At 61.6% G+C, this 19,865-nt stretch carries 13 protein-coding genes and 1 pseudogene; 8 read left to right on the plus strand and 6 right to left on the minus strand.

Features of this window, described 5'->3' with window-relative positions; genetic code table 11:
- Positions 1-77: 77 nt before the first annotated feature.
- Entirely contained in the window at positions 78-3,887 is a 3,810-nt protein-coding gene (locus QCL65_RS08525; RefSeq protein WP_407315774.1) for a retention module-containing protein, read from the plus strand.
- 444 nt (positions 3,888-4,331) lie between these two features.
- Here the strand turns inward: QCL65_RS08525 and QCL65_RS08530 are convergent, their stop codons facing one another.
- The gene (locus QCL65_RS08530) at positions 4,332-4,733 is read right to left on the minus strand and encodes a YbaN family protein (protein WP_407315775.1); all 402 of its coding nucleotides are present in this window, start codon (positions 4,731-4,733) and stop codon (positions 4,332-4,334) included.
- A 6-nt stretch (positions 4,734-4,739) separates the two neighbouring features.
- Entirely contained in the window at positions 4,740-5,327 is a 588-nt protein-coding gene (locus tag QCL65_RS08535) for a UPF0149 family protein (protein ID WP_407315776.1), read from the minus strand.
- A gap of 253 nt (positions 5,328-5,580) precedes the next feature.
- On the opposite strand from QCL65_RS08535, the gene recQ reads away from it, so the two are divergent.
- The 3 genes from recQ to QCL65_RS08550 all read left to right on the plus strand — a co-directional run bounded on the left by recQ (position 5,581) and on the right by QCL65_RS08550 (position 10,597).
- Positions 5,581-7,713 (plus strand): DNA helicase RecQ, encoded by a 2,133-nt coding sequence (gene recQ / locus QCL65_RS08540; RefSeq protein ID WP_407315777.1) that lies wholly within the window; start codon positions 5,581-5,583, stop codon positions 7,711-7,713.
- A 103-nt stretch (positions 7,714-7,816) separates the two neighbouring features.
- Positions 7,817-8,254: a transcriptional regulator SlyA gene (slyA, locus tag QCL65_RS08545; RefSeq protein ID WP_407315778.1), complete on the plus strand. Its 438-nt coding sequence runs from the start codon at positions 7,817-7,819 to the stop codon at positions 8,252-8,254.
- Positions 8,255-8,335: 81 nt separating this feature from the next.
- Positions 8,336-10,597 (plus strand): hypothetical protein, encoded by a 2,262-nt coding sequence (locus QCL65_RS08550; RefSeq protein WP_407315779.1) that lies wholly within the window; start codon positions 8,336-8,338, stop codon positions 10,595-10,597.
- A 6-nt stretch (positions 10,598-10,603) separates the two neighbouring features.
- Here QCL65_RS08550 and QCL65_RS08555 read toward each other — a convergent pair whose 3' ends face one another.
- Entirely contained in the window at positions 10,604-12,793 is a 2,190-nt protein-coding gene (locus tag QCL65_RS08555) for a patatin-like phospholipase family protein (RefSeq protein ID WP_407315780.1), read from the minus strand.
- A gap of 75 nt (positions 12,794-12,868) precedes the next feature.
- Between QCL65_RS08555 and QCL65_RS08560 the strand changes: the two genes are divergently transcribed.
- Positions 12,869-13,153: a SelT/SelW/SelH family protein gene (locus tag QCL65_RS08560; protein WP_407315781.1), complete on the plus strand. Its 285-nt coding sequence runs from the start codon at positions 12,869-12,871 to the stop codon at positions 13,151-13,153.
- 5 nt (positions 13,154-13,158) lie between these two features.
- On the opposite strand, the gene QCL65_RS08565 is transcribed toward QCL65_RS08560, so the two are convergent.
- Positions 13,159-14,016, minus strand: coding sequence for a DMT family transporter (locus tag QCL65_RS08565; protein WP_407316747.1), 858 nt, complete (start codon positions 14,014-14,016; stop codon positions 13,159-13,161).
- A gap of 124 nt (positions 14,017-14,140) precedes the next feature.
- Here QCL65_RS08565 and QCL65_RS08570 point away from each other — a divergent pair.
- Positions 14,141-14,956, plus strand: a pseudogene (locus tag QCL65_RS08570) (UDP-2,3-diacylglucosamine diphosphatase); the annotation flags it as partial.
- Here QCL65_RS08570 and QCL65_RS08575 read toward each other — a convergent pair.
- Entirely contained in the window at positions 14,954-16,408 is a 1,455-nt protein-coding gene (locus QCL65_RS08575) for a TrkH family potassium uptake protein (protein WP_407315782.1), read from the minus strand. The pseudogene QCL65_RS08570 and the gene QCL65_RS08575 sit on opposite strands and share 3 nt — an antisense overlap.
- 125 nt (positions 16,409-16,533) lie before the next feature.
- Between QCL65_RS08575 and QCL65_RS08580 the strand changes: the two genes are divergently transcribed.
- The gene (locus QCL65_RS08580) at positions 16,534-17,097 is read left to right on the plus strand and encodes a nitroreductase family protein (protein ID WP_407315783.1); all 564 of its coding nucleotides are present in this window, start codon (positions 16,534-16,536) and stop codon (positions 17,095-17,097) included.
- Between the two features lie 9 nt (positions 17,098-17,106).
- Here QCL65_RS08580 and QCL65_RS08585 read toward each other — a convergent pair whose 3' ends face one another.
- Entirely contained in the window at positions 17,107-17,457 is a 351-nt protein-coding gene (locus QCL65_RS08585; RefSeq protein WP_407316749.1) for a 4a-hydroxytetrahydrobiopterin dehydratase, read from the minus strand.
- Between the two features lie 362 nt (positions 17,458-17,819).
- Between QCL65_RS08585 and acs the strand changes: the two genes are divergently transcribed.
- Complete coding sequence (acs, locus tag QCL65_RS08590) at positions 17,820-19,781, plus strand: acetate--CoA ligase (protein WP_407315784.1); 1,962 nt, start codon at positions 17,820-17,822, stop codon at positions 19,779-19,781.
- Positions 19,782-19,865: the final 84 nt, after the last annotated feature.

The following is a 19,865-nucleotide window of genomic DNA, read 5'->3' on the forward strand; positions in this document are numbered from 1 at the left end:
GCCTACCTTGCGCGGTGATGGCAAAATGCTTTCTTTTAGATCCTCTGTGGCCGCTTTCTTCAAGGGAGAAGTGACGTATGGCCACATTGATCGGTGTTGTTAGCCAGGTTGTAGGGCAAGTGTTTGCGGTCGCCGGTGACGGTGCCCGGCGTATTCTGGTCGAGGGCGACCGGCTGTATGCTGGCGATCAATTGCTCACCGGCGACACCGGTGCCGTGGCCGTAAAAATGCAGAACGGTAGCGAACTGACCCTTGGTCGGGACAGCAGCCTGCAGATGACGCCAGAGCTTCTGAGCGACCAGGCGCCGCAGATCGACACCAATGACACCCCCACACCTTCCCAGTTGACTGACGTTGAGCAACTGCAACGGGCAATCGCTGCGGGTGATGACCCGACGCAAAATTCTGAGCCCACCGCTGCTGGCCCTGGGGCGACGACCGGTGCTCCGGGTGCGGCAGGCGGTGGCCACAGCTTTGTGCTGGTGGAGGAAGTCGGGGGGGCGGTGGATCCGGTCGTCGGCCTGGATACCATTGGTCTGCAGTCTGAAATCATTATTCCGCAACTGGTCATCAACCCGCTGTTGCCGGCCGCCGCTGCTGACGGCACTGGCGATACGCCACCAGTCGCGCCGCCACCGGTGGTACCGCCGGTCGACAACCCCGTCCTGATTCTCGACCTTGACGTCGACGGCGGTGAGCAGGTGGTGCTGGAAGCTAACCTGCCTGACGGCACCGACCCGAACGCCGCGGCGCTGAGCCAGTCGGGGACTTTCCGTGTGTCCGCGCCGGACGGCCTGGATAACCTGACCATCGATGGTGTTGAAGTCGTTCGCGACGGCGTCTTCACTGCCGTTACCATCACCAGCCAGAACGGTAATCAGTTGGCCGTGACCGGCTATCAAAATGGCCAGTTGAGCTACACCTATACCTTGCTCGACCATGAGCAGCACAACGTTGGCGAGAACCAGCTGTCGGACGACTTCTACGTGGTGGCCCGCGACGTCGACGGCGACAGCGATGACGCCTGGCTCAACGTGCGCATCATCGATGACCAACCCCGCGCGGTGGACGACAACGCCGGCCCGGCCGATGAACAGCACGTCACGCTGGAAGGTACGGTCCTGGCCAACGACAAGATGGGCGCTGACTTCGCCGCCGATCCCGTGACCCCCCTCACTCAAGAGGGCAAGTACGGCAGCCTGGTGCTCAACGCCGACGGCACCTACACCTACACCTTGAATACTGCGGATGCCGACTTCCTGGCCCTGGGGCATGACGTCACGGCAACCGAAAGCTTTTCCTACACCATCACCGATAGCGATGGCGACACGGCCAGCGCCAACCTGAACATCCAGGTGAATAACCTGGATGACGGTGTGACCATTCTTGATCTTGGCGTGAACGGCGGCGAGCAGATCGTTTTCGAAGCCAACCTGCCCAACGGTAGCGACCCCGACAGCGCCGCCCTGAGCAAGAGCGGCGCATTCAACGTAGATGCCAAGGATGGCCTGGCCAACCTGACTATCGACGGCGTCGACGTGATCAAGGACGGCGTGTTCGAAGCCGTGACCATCACCAGCCAAAACGGCAACCAGTTGGAAGTGACCGGCTACCAGAACGGCCAGTTGACCTACACCTATACGTTGCTCGACGCTGAGCAACACAATGCCGGTGATGCCCAGCTGTCGGATGACTTCCATGTGATCGCCAGCGATGTCGATGGCGACACCGATGATGCCTGGCTCAATGTGCGCATCGTTGATGACCAGCCCCAGGCTAATGGCCAGGTCCAGACCGTCAATAGCGGTGAGGTCAGCTCCAACGTGCTGTTGGTGATCGATACCTCAGGCAGCATGACCTTCCAGTCCGGTGTGCTGGCCGCCGATGGCCACGAAATGACCCGTTTGGAATTGGCCCAGCAGTCCATCATGGGCCTGCTCGATCAATACGCCGACCTGGGCGATGTACGGGTACAGATCGTCACATTCAACACCCAGGCCAACGAACTCAGCGAGACCTGGGTGACCGTGGCCGAGGCCAAGGTCCTGATCGGTGGTTTGACCGCTGAAGGCGGCACCAACTATGACTTCGCCTTGACCGAAGCGGCTAGCGCGTTTGACGCTTCCGGCAAGCTCGAGGGCGGGCAGAACCTGGCGTACTTCTTCTCCGACGGCAACCCGACCCTGTCCAAAGAGTATCCCACCGACACCCCGCCGCAGTACGTGGGCCAGACCAACGAAGACCTCGGTGATGGTATTCAGGCCGACGAGCAGGCGGCGTGGACCAGTTTCCTGCAAACCCATGACATCAATGCATTCGCCATTGGTCTGGGCCAGGCGGCGCAGACCCAGTACATGGACCCGGTCGCCTACAACGGCGCGACCAATACCGACACTGGCTCGGTGGTCGTGACCCAGCTCGACCAGTTGGACGCGGTGTTGTCCGGCACAGTACAAGGTTCAACGGTGTCGGGCAGCTTGCTCGACGGCGGCAAGTTCGGCGCCGACGGTGGCCATGTGGAAGTGGTGATTGTCGACGACAAGCCGTACTTCTACGATGCCAACAAAACCGAAATCAGCATTACTACCGAGTTGGGCGGCACCTTTGCCGTCGACATGAAGACCGGTAAGTACACTTATACAGCGCCTTCCGAGTCGACCACCGCCACTGAAAAGCTCGATTTCGTGCTGATCGACAACGACGGCGACACCGCTGGCGCCAGCGTGGTAATCAACGTGGTCGCGCCTAACACGCCAGTGGCCAACGATGCTGCCACCAACAACGTTGCCGCCAACGCCACCCTGGCGGAAAGTGCGGTAGCTGCCAGCCCTCGCATTGAAATCGCCCGTGACCAGTTCAAAGCACTGTCGGCCACCACCGCCGCCTTACTGATTACTGGGTTCCTCGACGGTGCGTCGGCGCAGACCCTCAACGACCGCGACACCTACAGCGTGCACTTGGCCAAAGGTGAAACCCTGACAGCCGGCCAGGACGGCGGCACGGGGGCACACCTGGCATGGTCACTCGATGGCGAGAACTTCACCGGCGTCAGCGACGGCGGTAGCTTCACCGCTACTGAAAGCGGCGTTTACACCTTGCGTGTGGACAATGCCAACGCCACCGCCGAAACCTATGCATTGAACCTGAGTGTTGACTCCACCCACGCCAGCGCCGCTGACGTGCAAGCGGTAGAAGCTGCCAGCGCTGCCCCTCAAGATGACGCCAGTGCAAGCCTGATCGTACACAGCACGGCTAGCGCAGCGGCTTTGACCAGTGCTGCTGGCAACGATGTGATCAGCGGTGGCGAAGCCACTACCGATACCGCCGACTACGCTACGGCTACCGCGGGTGTGCACGTGGACCTGGCTCAAACCGGTTGGCAGGACACCGGTGGCGCCGGCTTGGACAAGCTGGTGTCGATGGAAAACCTGATCGGCTCGAAGTTCGACGACTCCCTGGCTGGTAACGCCCAAGACAACGTGATCGCGGGCGGGCAGGGTAATGATGTGCTGACTGGCGCCGGTGGCAACGACACCTTCCAGTGGCTCAAAGGCGACACCGGCCACGATACCGTCACCGACTTCAGCCTGGGCAACGATACCCTCGACCTCTCGCAATTGCTGCAGGGTGAGAAGGGCGATGCCAATTCGCTGGACCAGTACTTGAACTTTAAGGTGACAGGCACAGGTGCCGACGCGGTATCGACCATCGAGATCAGCGCCACGGCCAATGGCCCGGTGACCCAGACCATCGACCTGCAACACGTCGACCTGGCCACCCAGTACCAGGTAACACCGGGTGCTGGCGGCATGCTGGCGGCGGCCGACACGGCGTCGATCATCAATGGCATGCTGGGTGATCATTCGCTGAAGGTCGACACGGTCTAAACCCCCGCACCTGGCGGTAGGAGCGAGCTCGCTCGCGAAACAACGCACAAACGCCGCGTTCGTTCAGGACGCTGGCGTTATCGTTGACGTTTTTCGCGAGCAAGCTCGCTCCTACACAGTCTTCGAACCCCCTCTATCTCTACGTAGGAGCGAGCTCGCTCGCGAAACAACGCACAAACGCCGCGTCCGTTCAGGACGCTGGCGTTATCGTTGACGTTTTTCGCGAGCAAGCTCGCTCCTACACAGTCTTCGAACCCCCTCTATCTCTACGTAGGAGCGAGCTCGCTCGCGAAACAACGCACAAACGCCGCGTCCGTTCAGGACGCTGGCGTTATCGTTGACGTTTTTCGCGAGCAAGCTCGCTCCTACACAGTTTTCGAACCCCCTCTATCTCTGTGTAGGAGCGAGCTCGCTCGCGAAACAACGCACAAACGCCGCGTTCATTCAGGACGCGCGCGTCACCTTCGGCGTTTCACGCGTCAGCAAATAAGCCGTGACCGCAATGGCACTGACCGCCATCAATACTCGCGCCCACAGCACAGGCACGAGCCAGCACGACACGCCGATACTCACCCACAACGAAACAATGGCCCACACTTTGGCCTTCATCGGAATACCCTGGCCTTTTAGATAGGGGCCAATCCAGGGGCCCAGGCGCGGGTGTTCAACCAGCCAGCGATAGAACCGCGGCGAACTGCGCGCGAAGCAGGCCGCTGCCAATAGCAGGAAGGGAGTAGTAGGCAATACCGGCAGGAAAACCCCGACTACCCCCAGCGCAACGCTGAGGCAGCCGAGGGCCAGTAGCAGCCCGCGCAGCCAGCCTGGCCGGCTACGTTTGCCAGGCATGGCGCCTTAGTGGTGGCGAGGTTTGAGGATGGCGGGTTTTTCGTCCGGCGCATTGCACAGCAAGTACAACGCGGTGAGGGCTTCCGGGATTTGCACGACCATGTCATCCATCAGGTTGGCATCGGCGGCAATGTCAGAGAATTCTGGCTGCTCATCGAACAAGCCCGAGCCGACCATGATCGGCAAAAGCATTTCGCTGACTTCGTCTTCAGCGGTTTCGAACCAGGCGGCCTCGCGCAAGAACACCCCTTCCATGAACCCGATGCACCAGCCACGCAGGTCGGAATCATCGGGTTCGTCGCCCAGGTCCAGCTCACAGGGCAGCTCGAACTCGTCATCACTGGCCAACTGGCGGCCGATATGCGCCTTGAGCTGAATCAGGGTCGCTTCGATTTCCGCGCGTTCGGCGTCGTCGCGGTAATGCGGCTCTTCGGCGAACAGGGCGTCGATCCATTCACGCTCCGGGACAATTTCGGCGCAAATCGACAGGGCGGTGAGGTAGCCGTGGGCGGCGACGTAGTCCAGCGCCTCGTCATGCAGCTCGTCGGCATCGAGAAAGCTTTGCAGGCGGGTGAGTTGCTCAGCGAAGGACATTAAAAATTACCTTGGGGAATAGTCGATAGTGAATTCTAGGCCTTGTTGAGGCCTGTGCGCCACCTGCAGCATGAACTTCAGCGTTATCGGCGGCACCCTGCATGGCTCGGCGCTCGGGTATAATGCCGGGTTTTAACTCGCCGCACGCGTGGCAACTTAGCGCGGTACATGGTCGCTTACGCATTTTCTGGTGAAGCGGGCGGGCTTTTCATCCAGCCTAGCACGGGTGAGTTTTGCGATTTTTGGAGTTTTTATGCTCGAACAGGCTCAGCGCGTCCTTAAAGACATCTTCGGCTATGACAGCTTTCGTGGTCGCCAGGGTGCCATTATCGAGCGCGTGGCCAATGGCGGCGATGCGCTGGTACTGATGCCCACCGGCGGCGGTAAGTCGCTGTGCTTCCAGGTGCCGGGGTTACTGCGCGAAGGCCTGGCGGTGGTGGTGTCGCCCTTAATCGCCCTGATGGACGACCAGGTAGCCACCCTCGAGGAACTGGGCGTGGCGGCGGCGGCCTTGAATTCCACCCTCAGTGCCGAGCAGCAGCGCGACCTGGCCGTACGTATTCGCCAAGGTGAGATCAAAATGCTCTACCTGGCGCCTGAGCGCCTGGTGCAGCCGCGCATGCTGGAGTTTCTGCGCGGCCTGCAAATCGCTTTGTTCGCCATTGACGAAGCCCACTGCGTATCGCAATGGGGTCACGACTTCCGCCCGGAATACCTGCAGTTGGGCCAGTTGGCCGAACAATTTCCCGACGTCCCGCGCATTGCCCTGACCGCCACGGCCGACAAACGCACCCGCGAAGAAATCGTCACCCGCTTGCACCTGGAAAACGCCGAGCGGTTCCTCTCCAGTTTCGACCGCCCCAACATCTTCTACCGCATTGTCCCCAAAGAGCAGCCGCGCAAGCAGTTGCTGGCCTTCCTTAACGAGCGTCGCGGCAACGCTGGCATCGTGTATTGCCTGTCGCGTAAAAAGGTCGACGAAGTGGCGGCCTTTCTCTGCGAGCAGAATTTCCCGGCCTTGCCCTACCACGCGGGCCTACCGTCGGAGACCCGCGCCAGTAATCAGAAGCGGTTTCTCAATGAGGAAGGGCTGATCATGGTGGCGACCATCGCCTTTGGCATGGGGATCGACAAGCCCAACGTACGCTTCGTGGCGCATATGGACTTGCCCAAGTCCCTCGAGGCCTACTACCAGGAAACCGGCCGGGCTGGCCGCGACGGCTTGCCGGCTGATGCCTGGATGGCCTATGGGTTGCAAGACGTGTTGATGCTCAAGCAGATGCTGCAGAACTCCGAAGGGGACGAGCGGCACAAGCGGGTCGAGCATCACAAACTCGATGCCATGCTTGCCCTGTGCGAAGAGACCCGCTGCCGGCGCCAGTCCTTACTGGCCTATTTCGACGAAGACATGCCGCAGCCCTGCGGCCACTGCGACAACTGTGTCGACGGTGTGCAGACCTGGGACGCCACAGAGCCCGCACGGCAGGCGCTTTCGGCTGTTTACCGCACCGGGCAACGCTACGGGGTCGGGCATTTGGTCGACGTGTTACTGGGTAAAGACAACGAAAAGATCCGCAGCTTCGGCCACGAAAAACTGTCGGTTTATGGGGTGGGCAAAGGCCGTAGCGAAGGCGAGTGGCGCTCTCTGTTCCGCCAGGTGGTAGCCCGTGGCCTTGCCGATATCGACCTGGAAGGCTACGGCGGCTTGCGTTTGAGTGATACCTGCCGGCCGCTGCTGCGCGGTGAAGTGAAGCTTGAGCTGCGCAAAGAGCTCAAGCCCCAGGTGACCGCCCGCAGCAGTGCGGGTAGCCCTGCCAGCCAGTTGGTCCGCGACGAAGAACGCGAACAGTGGGAAGCCCTACGTGCCTTGCGCCGCAAGCTGGCCGAAGAACATGGCGTGCCGCCCTATGTGATCTTCCCGGATTCCACCCTGCTGGAAATGCTTCGCAGCCAGCCGGGCTCCCTGGCCGAAATGGGCCAGGTCAGTGGCGTTGGCGCGCGCAAGCTGGAGCGTTATGGCGAGGCGTTCCTGCACGTGCTGGCCGGGCAAGTGGCCGAAGCTGCGCCGGTGGTCACCGACCTGCGCCACGAACTTATCAGCCTGGCGCGCGCGGGCATGACCCCTGCGCAGATCGCCGGGCAACTGCAATGCACCGAAAAAAACGTCTACAGCCTGCTGGCTGAGGCCATCGCCGGCCAACAGATTTCAGTGGAGCAGGCACTGGACCTGCCTGAAGACTTGTTAATGGAAGTTCAGGACGCCTTTCTCGACGGTGAAGGCGAGTTACCCAGCGTTAGCGAGATCGCCCCCCTGTTTGCCGATCGGGTGCCCGAAGGCGTGTTGTATTGTGTGCGGGCGGCATTGCAATCGGAGTTTGAAGTGTAAGCAGAAGCAGGTATGGCCTTGTGCCTTATCCGTTTGGCTTGCCTAGTGCGCGTGGTCATGATTAGCTGACTAATAGTTGGATTTAAACCTTACCGAGTGTTTTATGCCGTTGACTGACCAACATCGCTTCGGAATGCAGCTGGCCCACATGTCACGCGGTTGGCGTGCCGAACTGGACCGGCGTTTGGCCGGGCTGGGGCTGTCTCAGGCACGCTGGCTGGTGCTGCTGCACCTGGCGCGATTCGAAGAGTCGCCCACCCAGCGCGAGCTGGCCCAGAGCGTTGGTGTAGAAGGCCCTACGCTGGCACGCCTGCTCGACAGCCTGGAAACCCAGGGCCTGGTCGCCCGGCAAGCCGTGGTTGAAGACCGGCGAGCGAAGAAGATCACCCTGTGCCCGCCAGCGCTGCCACTGATCGAGCAGATTGAAACGGTGGCCAACGCATTGCGCACGGAATTGCTCGAGGGCATCAGCGACGAAGAACTTCGCGTCGCCACCCACGTACACACGCGCATTCTCGCCAATCTGTGCAAGAAGGCCTGACCGGTGCAGGCCTTGGGCTTTGAGAAAGCCTGAGTAGCGGCTATAAGAAGTTATTGGATGCAGGTTTCTCAAGGGATACACATGCGCGAGCGTTCATTTTCATGTTTTCGTTCCCTGGCTCCGTCGCCCAGGCTGCACGCGGCCGGCTTAAGCGGCCTGCTGGCGATAGCGTTGCTGCACGCGCCCGGTGCGCTGGCCCTTGGGCTCGGTGACATCACTTTGCGTTCGGCGCTTAATCAGCCCTTCAAGGCCGATATCGAACTACTCGATACTGCAGGTTTGGACGAAAGCGATGTCATGGCCAGCCTGGCCACCCAGGAAGAGTTTGCCAAGGCCGGTGTCGAGCGGGTGTTCTTCCTCAATGACCTGCGCTTTACCCCGGACTTTCGCGGGGCGCGTAAAGTCATTCACGTGACCTCGAACAAGGTGGTAACCGAGCCCTACCTCAACTTTCTGATCCAGGTCAGTCGCCCTAACGGGCAATTGATGCGCGAATTTACGGTGCTCCTTGACCCTCCAGGCTCTGCCCAGGCGCCCGTGGCTATGGCTGCAGACGCGCCGCCGACGCGTGCCGCGAATGCAGCGCCTGCTCGCCCGCCCGCGGCCGCCGCGCCAGCGCCAAACGCTAGCCAGGGTAAGCGCTATACCATTGCTCAGGGTGACAGCCTGTGGACCATCGGTAAGTCACTCCAGGCCAGCGGTACGCCAGGCTCTACCGAACAGTTGATTCGTGGTATTCGTGCGCTGAACCCGGGCAGCGAGCCTTTGCAGGTTGGCAAGTCGCTGTTGCTGCCGGACAGCGCGGTGTTAAATGCCGACCCTGCGGTGCAAGCTCCAGCGGCGCCGGATGCCGCGCCAGCGGCGACCCTCAATGCCTTGAACGAGCGCTTGCTCGAGCTTGAGAACCAGTTGGCCGTGAAAGACCAGCAGATGGCGGCCCTTGCAACGCAACTCGCCGAGGCCAAGACCCAATCGGCTGACCCAGCGCCAGGCACACCTAGCCAAGTAGCCCCCGAGGCGTCGGCAAACGCTGTCGTCCCCGCAGCCCCATCACCCGCCCAGCCAGCCCAGGTAGCCCCTGTGGCGCCTGCGACCGCTGTCGCCCCAGCGCAACCACAACCCACCCAGGTAACCCCCACGGCACCCCCTAGCCCGGCCGTCGCCGATAGCCCGGCAGCGCTGTCGCCTGTGCCGCAGCCAATGGATGACGAAGGCTTACCCTGGTGGCAGATCCTCGCCGTGGTGGCGTTGCTTGCCCTGCTGGTTGCTTTATTGCTGATCAATCGGCGCAATAAACGCGCGGGGCCTGCCAAGCTAGTCGCCGTCGAACCCCAGGCCCGCAGTTTGGTTAAACCGGCCCAGCGCGTGCCTGTCCCTGAGCCCGTTGCCCCAGCGGTGGCCGCAGCGCCAGTTGCTGCGGTGCAGGCTCCGGTCCCTGCCCGGCGCGAAAGCCCAGCCGCTACCGACGCGCTGGACGGCGCGAGCATCTACATCGCTTACGGGCGCTTCAACGAGGCATTGGGCATTCTTCGTGAAGGCTTAGCCAAACAGCCCCATCGCACGGATTTGCATGTGCGCATGCTTGAGGTGCTCGGGCAGCAGGGCAATGCCGAAGGTTTCGCGGTGGAGGAGGCGCACCTACGCAAATCGGGCTTCGACCCGCTGCAGTTAGATGAAATCCGCGCGCGCTACCCTCAAATAGCCGCCTCTGGCGCGGCGCCACAGCGGGCGGAGCCCGGCCTGGCGGCGCTGGCAGCATTGGCAGCGGCCAGTGCGGCGGCGGCCAGTGCGCCCAAGCCCGAGGCGGTGGAGCCGGCCGTGCAGCAGGAAGACCCCATCGGCGAATTTCAGCTCAACCTGGACGACTTTAACCTAGACGCCGATTTAGGGCTGGTGAGCCCGTTCGAAGCCCCCGCCCCGGCGCCCGTCGAAACGCCTGACAGCGTTGAAGAAGGCCCTGTCGACGAGGGCTTTTTTCTAGAGACCGACCTGAACACCTTTCCTGATGTAGAGGAAGTCGCCGACGAAGGGCTGTTTCTCAGTGACCTCGATGCCGATGAGGGGGAGGGCTTTCTGCAAGTGGACCCGCCCGCTGAAAACCTCGATGACGCTTTTCTCGACGGTTTTATCGATGCCGATGACCTGCCCGAGCTGGACGCCCTGACCGTGGATTTCGACGACCTTGAAAGCCAGCAGATGTCTGCGCAGTTGCTCGAAGAGGCCCAGACCCACATCGACAGCGGTAACCTGACCGCCGCCAGCAAGCTGCTGCATGACCTGCTGCGTGACGGCGATGACTCCTGCAAGCACACTGCGCGGCAGCTGTTGGCGAGTATCGAATGACGCTGTTCAGAAGGTCTGCCCCAAGTTCAGGTACAGCGCCTGCTGGTCCTGATCGTTGACCCCGTAGCTGAAGTTCAGCGGCCCCAGCGGCGTATCGAAGCCCAGGAACACGCTGGCGGCGTTGATATAGCCGCTGTCGAACGCATTGTCATTGTTCCAGGCGCGGCCGCGTTCCAGCGAGGCGCCCAAGTACACCGGGAAGTCCAGCGGCAAATAAGCCCGCGGTGTCAGCCGCCGGTAATACACGGCCCGCGCCAGGCTGACGTTTTGCCCGGTCAGGGAGTTCTGCCGAAACCCCGACAATTGCCGGGCACCGCCCAGCAGGTAGCTGGAGGTGACCACTTGCGCATCGTCGAGGGTACGCCCGTAGCGGCCGCCCAGTACCCAGGTGTTAGGGCCGCTGGCCAGTGCTTTGTCCAGCTTCAACTCCCACTGGCGGTAGCGTTCGCTGGACCCCAAGCTGGGATCATATTGGCGCAAGGTCAGGCTGATGTCTTCGCCATCGTGGGGGAAGTACACATTGTCGAAGGTGTCGAACGAATACTTCAGTTCGTAAAAGCCCTCGGTAAAGCTCACGCTTGGCAGGTCGCGCTCGCCGATGCGCACATCCGCGCGGCCCCAGGCCTCGCCGACGCCGAAGCGAATTTCGCCGTTATTGCCGATCTGGCGCCCCAGGTTCAGGCCGAAACCATAGCGCTCCAGGCGATATTCGGCGATGGGGTCGTTGTCGAGCACGCTCTCGACGTTCTCTGACTGCAGGCTCAGATAGGGCGCTATGAAGTAGCGCGAGCCGGTATCCAGGGGCTGGTAGAACTCACTGTAAAGCTCTTGCTCATCGCCCAGCTGCGCCCTTGTTAGCCATTCGGCGCCCAGGCGGTTGATGCCGTTGACCCGGTAGCTGGCGCCCAGGTTGAAAGCACTGTCACCGCGCATGTCGTCAGAGAGGTTCAGGCCCAAGCGCAGGTAGTCGGTACCGGTACGTTTGCCTTGGGCGCTAATCACCAGCGTGTTGTCTTCGCCCTGGTGCACCACCCGGTATTGAACACGTTCGAAGTAGTCCAGGCCGTATAGCGTACCCATGTCGGTTTGCAGGCGGTCCAGGTCAAGGGGTTCGCCGATGGGCTGGCGGATGTAGTAGCGCACCACGTCATCGCTGACCTTGGCGTCGTTTTCCACTCTGATTGCGCTGATCACCGGCGTGCGCTGGCTGGGCGAGCGGGCTACGCCCAGGTCGACGTCGGCGGCTTGTGCCGGGCGCAACCCGGCCAGGCGCGCTTCAAGGCTGCGGGTGGCGCGGTAACCCGCATCGATGATGGCCGTGGCTCGACCAAAGTCGGTCACGTCATAGGCGGCCAGCGCCGGTTGCACCAGAATGTCGGTGTTGTTCAGGCTTGCCAGTTGCTCCTCGGAGTTGCGCCGAGTCATCAGGGTGATCGACTGATTCATCACGTCGACCACCGTGTTCAACTGGCGGCGATCGAGCAGTGGTGTGCCGATGTCGACCACGATGGCGATGTCGACCCCCATTTCTCTAGCGACATCCACCGGGATATTGTCAGTCATGCCGCCGTCCACCAGTAGCCGCCCATCCAGTTCGACCGGCGCGAATACGGCGGGGATCGACATGCTGGCGCGGATCACCTGGGGCAAGTGGCCGCGGCGAAACACGACTTTTTCGCCACTGCCGATGTCAGTGGCGACGGCGCGGAAGGGGATGGGTAGTTTGTCGAAGTCACGGGTGTCGCTGGCATGGGCAAGCATGCTTTCCAGGAGCAGGGCGAGGTTCTGGCCCTGGATTACCCCCAAAGGTAAGCCGAGGCTGCCGTCGTCGCGAAAGCTTAGTTTCTGTTTGACCAGAAAATCCCGGTCGTCCTGCTTGCGCCGAAATGGCACGTCCTTGCGCGGGGGCGCATCGGAGAGCGCTTGCTGCCAGTCGATGTTCAGCGCGAGTTTTTCCAGTTCGTCGATTCGATACCCCGAGGCATATAAGCCACCGATGACCGCGCCCATGCTGGTACCGGCGATGGCATCGATACGCACCCCTTGTTCTTCCAATGCCTTGAGCACGCCGATGTGCGCCAGGCCGCGGGCCGCGCCACCGGACAGCACCAGGCCCACCTTCGGCCTGGGTGGCTCTGCGGCGAGTAGGGTCAGTGGTAGCAGGGTTAGCAGCAAGCAGGACAACAGGCGGCGCATTGCGAGTCTCGGGCCAGGGTAAAGGCCGTTATTATAGGGCTCCGATTGCCTTTTGCCTGTGGAGGCCCCGCTGAAATGGCCGAGATAAAGCCCGAAATTGTCATTACCTATTGCACCCAGTGCCAATGGCTCCTGCGCGCCGCCTGGCTGGCCCAAGAGCTGCTCAGCACCTTTGCCCAAGACCTCGGCCGAGTAGTGTTGGTGCCGGCCAGCGGCGGCACCTTTCACATCACCTGCGATGGAGTACAGATTTGGGAGCGCAAAGCCGACGGCGGCTTTCCAGAAGCCAAAGTGCTCAAGCAGCGGGTTCGTGACTGTATCGATCCGCAGCGTCACCTGGGCCACAACGAACCTGCGTAAGGGCCTCAGTGGCGCTGGCTCAGGCGGCTGGAGGCAATAATCGCGGCGAGGATCAGCAGACCGCCCAAGAGCATGCGCAGTGTGGGTGTCTCCGCGAAGATCAGCCACGCCAGGGCAATCCCATACACAGGTTCAAGGGCGAACACCAAGGCCGCGCTGCGCGCCTTGACGACCCCTAGGCTGGCGACGAACAGGCAATGGGCGAGGCCCGTGCAGAATACTCCTAGCACGGCGATCCAGCCCCAGTCCGCTACACCGAGCAGGGGCAGTTGCTGGGCGGCGAAGGGCAGCAGGCAGAGCGCGACTACGGCGTTCTGGCACAGCGCCGCCTGCACCGCGGGCACCTGGGGCGCCGCCGCCCGGTTGGCCAGCGACAGCAGGGCGAACAGCAGCCCCGAGGCAATGCCCCATAGCAGCCCTAGGGTGGCATGGCTGGCCAGATCGAACGCGGGCGTGACCAGCAGTAGGCCAACACTGACCACGGCCACCAGCACGGCTTCGCCTGGGCGAATCCGCTCGCGAAACAGCAGCCCCTCCAGGGCTACAGTAAAGGCGGGAAAACTGGCAAAGCCCAAGGTAGCAATGGCCACCCCGGCCACCTTGACCGCCAGAAAAAAACTCACCCAGTGGGCGCACAGCAGTACGCCGCAGAATACCAGCCCTGCCCAGCTGCGGCGGCTGAGCGGCAGCCATGGGCGGGACCTCGCAGCCCAGGCGAACAGGGCCAACGCCAGCACCGCGAAGCCGGCCCGGCCGAAGACAATAACCACAGCCGTGGCGTCGATCAGTTTACCCAGCACGCCAGCCAAGCCAAAAAACAGCGCGCCAATGTGCAAGGCGCCGAGCGCGGTGCGTGGGGTCATGGTGGGGCAGGGCTCGTAGCGATAGGGTGCATGCAGTGTAGCGCTGTCATCGGAATGCCGTGTAACAGTCATAGGGCCTTCACCGGGGGTGGTCAAGCTGGCTCAAATACCGCCGGAGATGCCCATGAACAGTGCTCAGCGCGCTACACCGTCAGGTAAGCAAAAGGTCCGCACCCTGTGGATTTCCGACGTGCACCTGGGGACTCGCGATTGCCAGGCCGAGCACCTTTCGCGCTTTCTCAAAAGCTACCAGGCCGACCGTATCTACCTGGTAGGGGACATCATCGATGGCTGGAAAATGCGCGGCGGCATGTATTGGCCGCAAGCCCATACCAACGTCATCCGCCGCCTGTTGACCATGAGCAAGCGTGGCACTGAAGTGATCTATGTCACCGGTAACCATGACGAATTCTTGCGCCGTTACTCGCGCCTGGTGTTGGGTAATATCCAACTGGTCGATCAGGCCGAGCACCTGACCGCCGACGGGCGCCGCCTGCTGGTGATCCACGGTGATCAGTTCGATGTGATCACCCGCTACCACCGCTGGCTGGCGTTTCTCGGGGATTCGGCCTACGAGTTCACCCTGACCCTGAACCGCTGGCTGAACCACTGGCGCGCGCACTATGGCTACGGTTACTGGTCACTCTCGGCGTACCTCAAGCATAAGGTCAAATCAGCCGTCAGCTTTATCAGCGACTTCGAGCAGGCCATTGCCCGCGAATGTGTAAAAGGTGGCTTCCAGGGTGTGGTGTGCGGGCATATTCACCATGCCGAGATTCGCCAGGTCGACGGAATCGAATACATGAACTGCGGCGATTGGGTGGAGTCCTGTACCGCTTTGATCGAGCACTGGGATGGCAGCATCGAGCTTTATCGGCTCGCCGAAGCCCAGGCCCGCGCAGCGCTAGCCAGTGAGTCGGCGGGCGCCCACCCCGCCTCAGTGGCGCCAGAAGGCCGGCATGCACAGCACCAGCACGGTGATGATCTCGAGGCGCCCCAGCAGCATGCCCACCGCGAGAATCCACTTGGCGGCATCCGGCAGGGTCGAAAAATTGCCAGCGGGGCCGATCACGGCGCCTAGCCCAGGGCCCACGCCCGACACGGTACTGGCCGCGCCAGTGAGGGCGGTCATCCAGTCCAAGCCAAGCATGGACAGGGCCAAAGCGATCAGGCCGATGGTAAAACCGAAGAAAAACGAAAAGGTCAGGATCGAGCGCACGATCTCTTCGTCGAGGCGGTGGCCGTTGTACTTTTGTTTGATCACCGCGCGAGGGTGGATCAACTGATTGAGGTTGGCCTTGAGCAGTATGTAAGCCACCTGAAAGCGAAAAATCTTGATCCCGCCGGCCGTCGAGCCAGAGCAGCCGCCGATGAACCCTAGGTAGAAAAACAGCATCAAGGAAAAGTTGCCCCACAGGCTGTAATCGCCCAAGGCGAAGCCGGTGGTGGTGACCACCGAGGTGACATTGAACGCTACGTGCCTGAAGGCTACTTCAAAGGGCAGGTCGGTGGTCCACCAATACCAGGTGCTCATGACCAGCCAGGTCACTAGTAGCACGGCCAGCATGCCTTGTACTTGCTGGTCGCGCAGCAGCGCGCCGCGATTACCCCGCAGCGTCGCCACGTAGAGGGCGAACGGCAAGCTGCCGAGAATCATCACCACCACCGCCACCCAGTGCACAGCAGGTTGCTGCCATTTGCCCAGGGACAGGTCTGACGTGGAAAAACCGCCGGTGGAAATGGCTGACATGGCATGGTTGATCGCATCGAACGGGCTCATGCCGGCCCACCAGAAGCCCAGGCTGCCCAGGGTGGTAATGCCGACGTACACCAGTACGATGGACTTGGCGACCATGTGTGAGCGCGGCATGACCTTTTCCGAACGGTCCGAGGATTCGGTCTGGAACAGGCGCATGCCACCGATGCGCAGCAGCGGCAGAATCGCCACCGCCATCCCGATAAAACCGATACCGCCGAGCCAGTGCAGCAGCGAGCGCCAGATCAAAATGCCCGGCGACACGCTGTCCAGCCCGCTGAGCACCGTGGAGCCGGTGGCGGTAATGCCCGACATGCTTTCGAAGAAGGCATCGGTGTAGCTGATGTGCTGGGTGAGCAGAAAGGGCAGGGCGGCGAAAATGCACACTACCACCCAACTGCTCACGGTCAGCATGTACATGTCCCGCGGGCGCAGGTTGACGTTGTCCGGCCGGCCCGGCAGCACCAGTGCCAACCCGGCGACGAATGTGATCAAGCTGGCCCAGAGAAAGGAGGGCATGTCACTGGTGCGCTCGAAGACCACCAGGGTGACCATGGGCACGACCATGCTCACCGCCAGGGTGATCAGGAAGATGCCGATGATAAAACCGATGATGCGCAGGGTCGGCAACGCCATGAATTGAGCTCTGACCAGGAATCGAGGAAGGGCGCCATTCTACCTGCGGGCCTTGACAAGTAAACCCGGCAGCGCTGAGTTCGTTCGGTCTAGAATAGGCCCACAGTTCATACAGGAGATGGTCAATGGAAGCGCTCGACGCTTTGCTCCAGCGGGTTTCGGTTGGGCGCCTGGTCGACCCAGCGCCCACTGTGGCTCAACGTGAAGTCATGTTTCAAGCGGCGCTGCGCGCGCCGGACCACGGGCAGTTGCGGCCCTGGCGGTTTCTTACCGTCGAAGGCGAGGCCCGTGCCCAATTGGGCGAATTACTGGCCGAAGCCGTGCGCCGCAAAAGCCCGGACGCCGACCAGGCAGCCATCGACAAAGCCCTCGGCATGCCGCTGCGGGCGCCACTGCTGGTGGTGGTGATCGCTCGGCTGCAAGCTCACCCTAAAGTGCCTGAGAGCGAGCAATTGCTCGCCGCGGGATGCGCTGCCCACGGTATTCTCCTCGCCGCCTATGCCCAGGGCGTCGGCGCGGTTTGGCGCACCGGCGAATTGTCCTACGCCCCGGTGGTCGCCCAAGGGCTTGGGCTAGAGGCCGGTGAGCAGATCATCGGTTTTCTCTACCTGGGTACCCCGCAGAAAGAGCCTCGGCAGGCTCCACAGGTGGATATCGGCGAATTCGTCGAGGCCTGGTCGCCGCTCTAAACCCCTACTTCAAGCCCTTGCATCGAGCGCGAGGCGCTCGGTACGGGCGGCCATGATGAAGTCGTTGAGGTGCAGCCCACCGATGGCGTGGGTCCACCAAGTCACCGTCACTTTGCCCCACTCGGTCAGCAATGCTGGGTGGTGGTCCTGGGCTTCAGCCTGGGCGCCGATGGCCACGGTCAAGGCCAGCGCATCGGCGAAGTTGCCCAAGGTGTAGGTTTTTTCCAACTGGCGGACCCCGTCACGGGTTTCTATGCGCCAGCCCTCCAGGGCCTGCAGTAGGCGCAAGGCTTGCGCCGCGTCGACCGCCACGGCGTCGCCGCGGCAGGCCTGGCATTGGGCATTTTCAAGTTCGTGCATGGAAGGCTCCCCGGCATTATCAATAGCAGCCTGTAGGGTAGCGAACATTCGCCGGATTTGCCGCTGTTGCGCCAGTTCGGCCACGGGCTGCGGGGCGATCCAGCCCAGCTCGATGGCCTTGGCTCTGAGGGACAGGGCTGGGCGTGGGGGGGCAGTGGGGTGAGTCTTTTTAATCGGCATGGCATAGGCTTCAGCGTAAGCGAAGGCGCTACTTTCGCTCCACGGGCGCTGCGCAGGTGCTATATAACTATGCGCAATGCCTTATCTTGAGCACGGTTAATACCATCGTCGAATGGTTCAACTGCGTATATGCGCTTAAAACGGAGTCATACAAGAACAACTATTCCACCGAGGTAAGCAACATGAGTGCGGCGCATCTGTATCCCGTTCGTCCTGAAGTGGCAGCCACGACGCTGACCGATGAAGCGACCTACAAGGCCATGTACCAGCAGTCGGTCGTCAACCCGGATGGTTTTTGGCGCGAGCAAGCTAATCGCCTTGATTGGATCAAACCTTTCACCAAGGTTAAGCAGACCTCCTTCGACGATCACCACGTCGACATCAAATGGTTCGCCGACGGCACCCTCAACGTTTCCTACAACTGCCTGGACCGTCACCTCGAAGAGCGCGGCGATGCGATCGCGATCATTTGGGAAGGCGACGACCCGGCCGAGTCGCGCAGCATCACCTACCGTGAGCTGCACGAAGAAGTCTGCAAGTTCGCCAACGCATTGCGCGGCCAGGACGTGCACCGGGGTGACGTAGTAACCCTGTACATGCCAATGATCCCCGAAGCCGTGGTGGCCATGTTGGCCTGTACCCGCATTGGCGCGATCCATTCGGTGGTGTTCGGTGGCTTCTCGCCCGAAGCGCTGGCTGGGCGCATCATCGACTGCCAGTCCAAGGTGGTGATCACCGCCGACGAAGGCGTGCGCGGCGGTAAGAAGACCGCTTTGAAGGCCAACGTCGACTTGGCGCTGACCAACCCAGAAACCAAAAGCGTGCAGAAAATCATTGTCTGCAAGCGCACGGGCGGCAACATCGCCTGGCACCAGCACCGTGATATTTGGTACGAAGACTTGATGAAAGTCGCGTCCAACCATTGCGCCCCCAAAGAAATGGGCGCTGAAGAGCCGCTGTTCATTCTTTATACCTCCGGTTCCACCGGCAAGCCCAAGGGTGTGCTGCACACCACGGCGGGTTACTTGCTGTACGCGGCGCTGACCCACGAGCGGGTGTTCGACTACAAACCGGGCGATGTCTACTGGTGCACCGCCGACGTGGGCTGGGTCACTGGCCACAGCTATATTGTCTATGGCCCGCTGGCCAACGGTGCGACCACCCTGTTGTTCGAGGGCGTGCCGAATTATCCCGATATCACCCGCGTGTCAAAAATCATCGACAAGCACAAGGTCAATATCCTTTACACCGCCCCCACGGCTATTCGCGCCATGATGGCCGAAGGCACTGCGGCGGTGGCCGGCGCTGATGGCTCGAGCTTGCGCTTGCTGGGTTCGGTGGGTGAGCCGATCAACCCGGAAGCCTGGAACTGGTACTACAACACGGTCGGCAAGCAGAAATGCCCGATTGTCGATACCTGGTGGCAGACCGAAACCGGCGGCATATTGATCAGCCCGTTGCCTGGGGCGATTGGCTTGAAACCGGGTTCGGCGACCAAGCCGTTCTTCGGCGTGGTACCGGCGTTGGTCGACAACCTGGGTAACATCATCGAGGGCGCGGCCGAAGGTAATCTGGTGATTCTCGATTCCTGGCCAGGCCAGTCGCGCTCGTTGTATGGCGACCACGACCGCTTCGTCGACACCTACTTCAAAACCTTCCGTGGCATGTATTTCACGGGTGACGGCGCGCGCCGCGACGAAGACGGTTACTTCTGGATCACCGGCCGGGTCGACGACGTGCTCAACGTTTCCGGGCACCGTATGGGCACCGCCGAAATCGAAAGCGCGATGGTCGCCCACGCGAAGGTCGCGGAAGCGGCGGTGGTGGGCGTGCCCCACGACCTCAAAGGGCAAGGCATCTATGTGTATGTCACCTTGAACGGCGGTGAAGAGCCGAGCGAAGCCTTGCGCCTGGAGCTGAAGAATTGGGTACGCAAGGAAATCGGCCCTATCGCTTCGCCCGATGTCATTCAGTGGGCCCCGGGCCTGCCGAAAACCCGCTCGGGTAAAATCATGCGGCGGATCCTGCGTAAAATCGCCACGGGGGAATACGATGCGCTGGGCGACATTTCCACCCTGGCCGACCCCGGCGTTGTGCAGAACCTGATCGACACCCACAAGTCGATGAACAAGGCATCAGCTTAAGTTCTTGCTGCGTTAGCGCACTCTGCTGAACCCTGGCCCGCCCTCGATAGCTATCGAGGGCGGGCCAGGGTTTTTTGCTATTGG

It is taken from the genome of Pseudomonas sp. nanlin1 (genome assembly GCF_045571515.1).
Lineage (GTDB): Bacteria > Pseudomonadota > Gammaproteobacteria > Pseudomonadales > Pseudomonadaceae > Aquipseudomonas.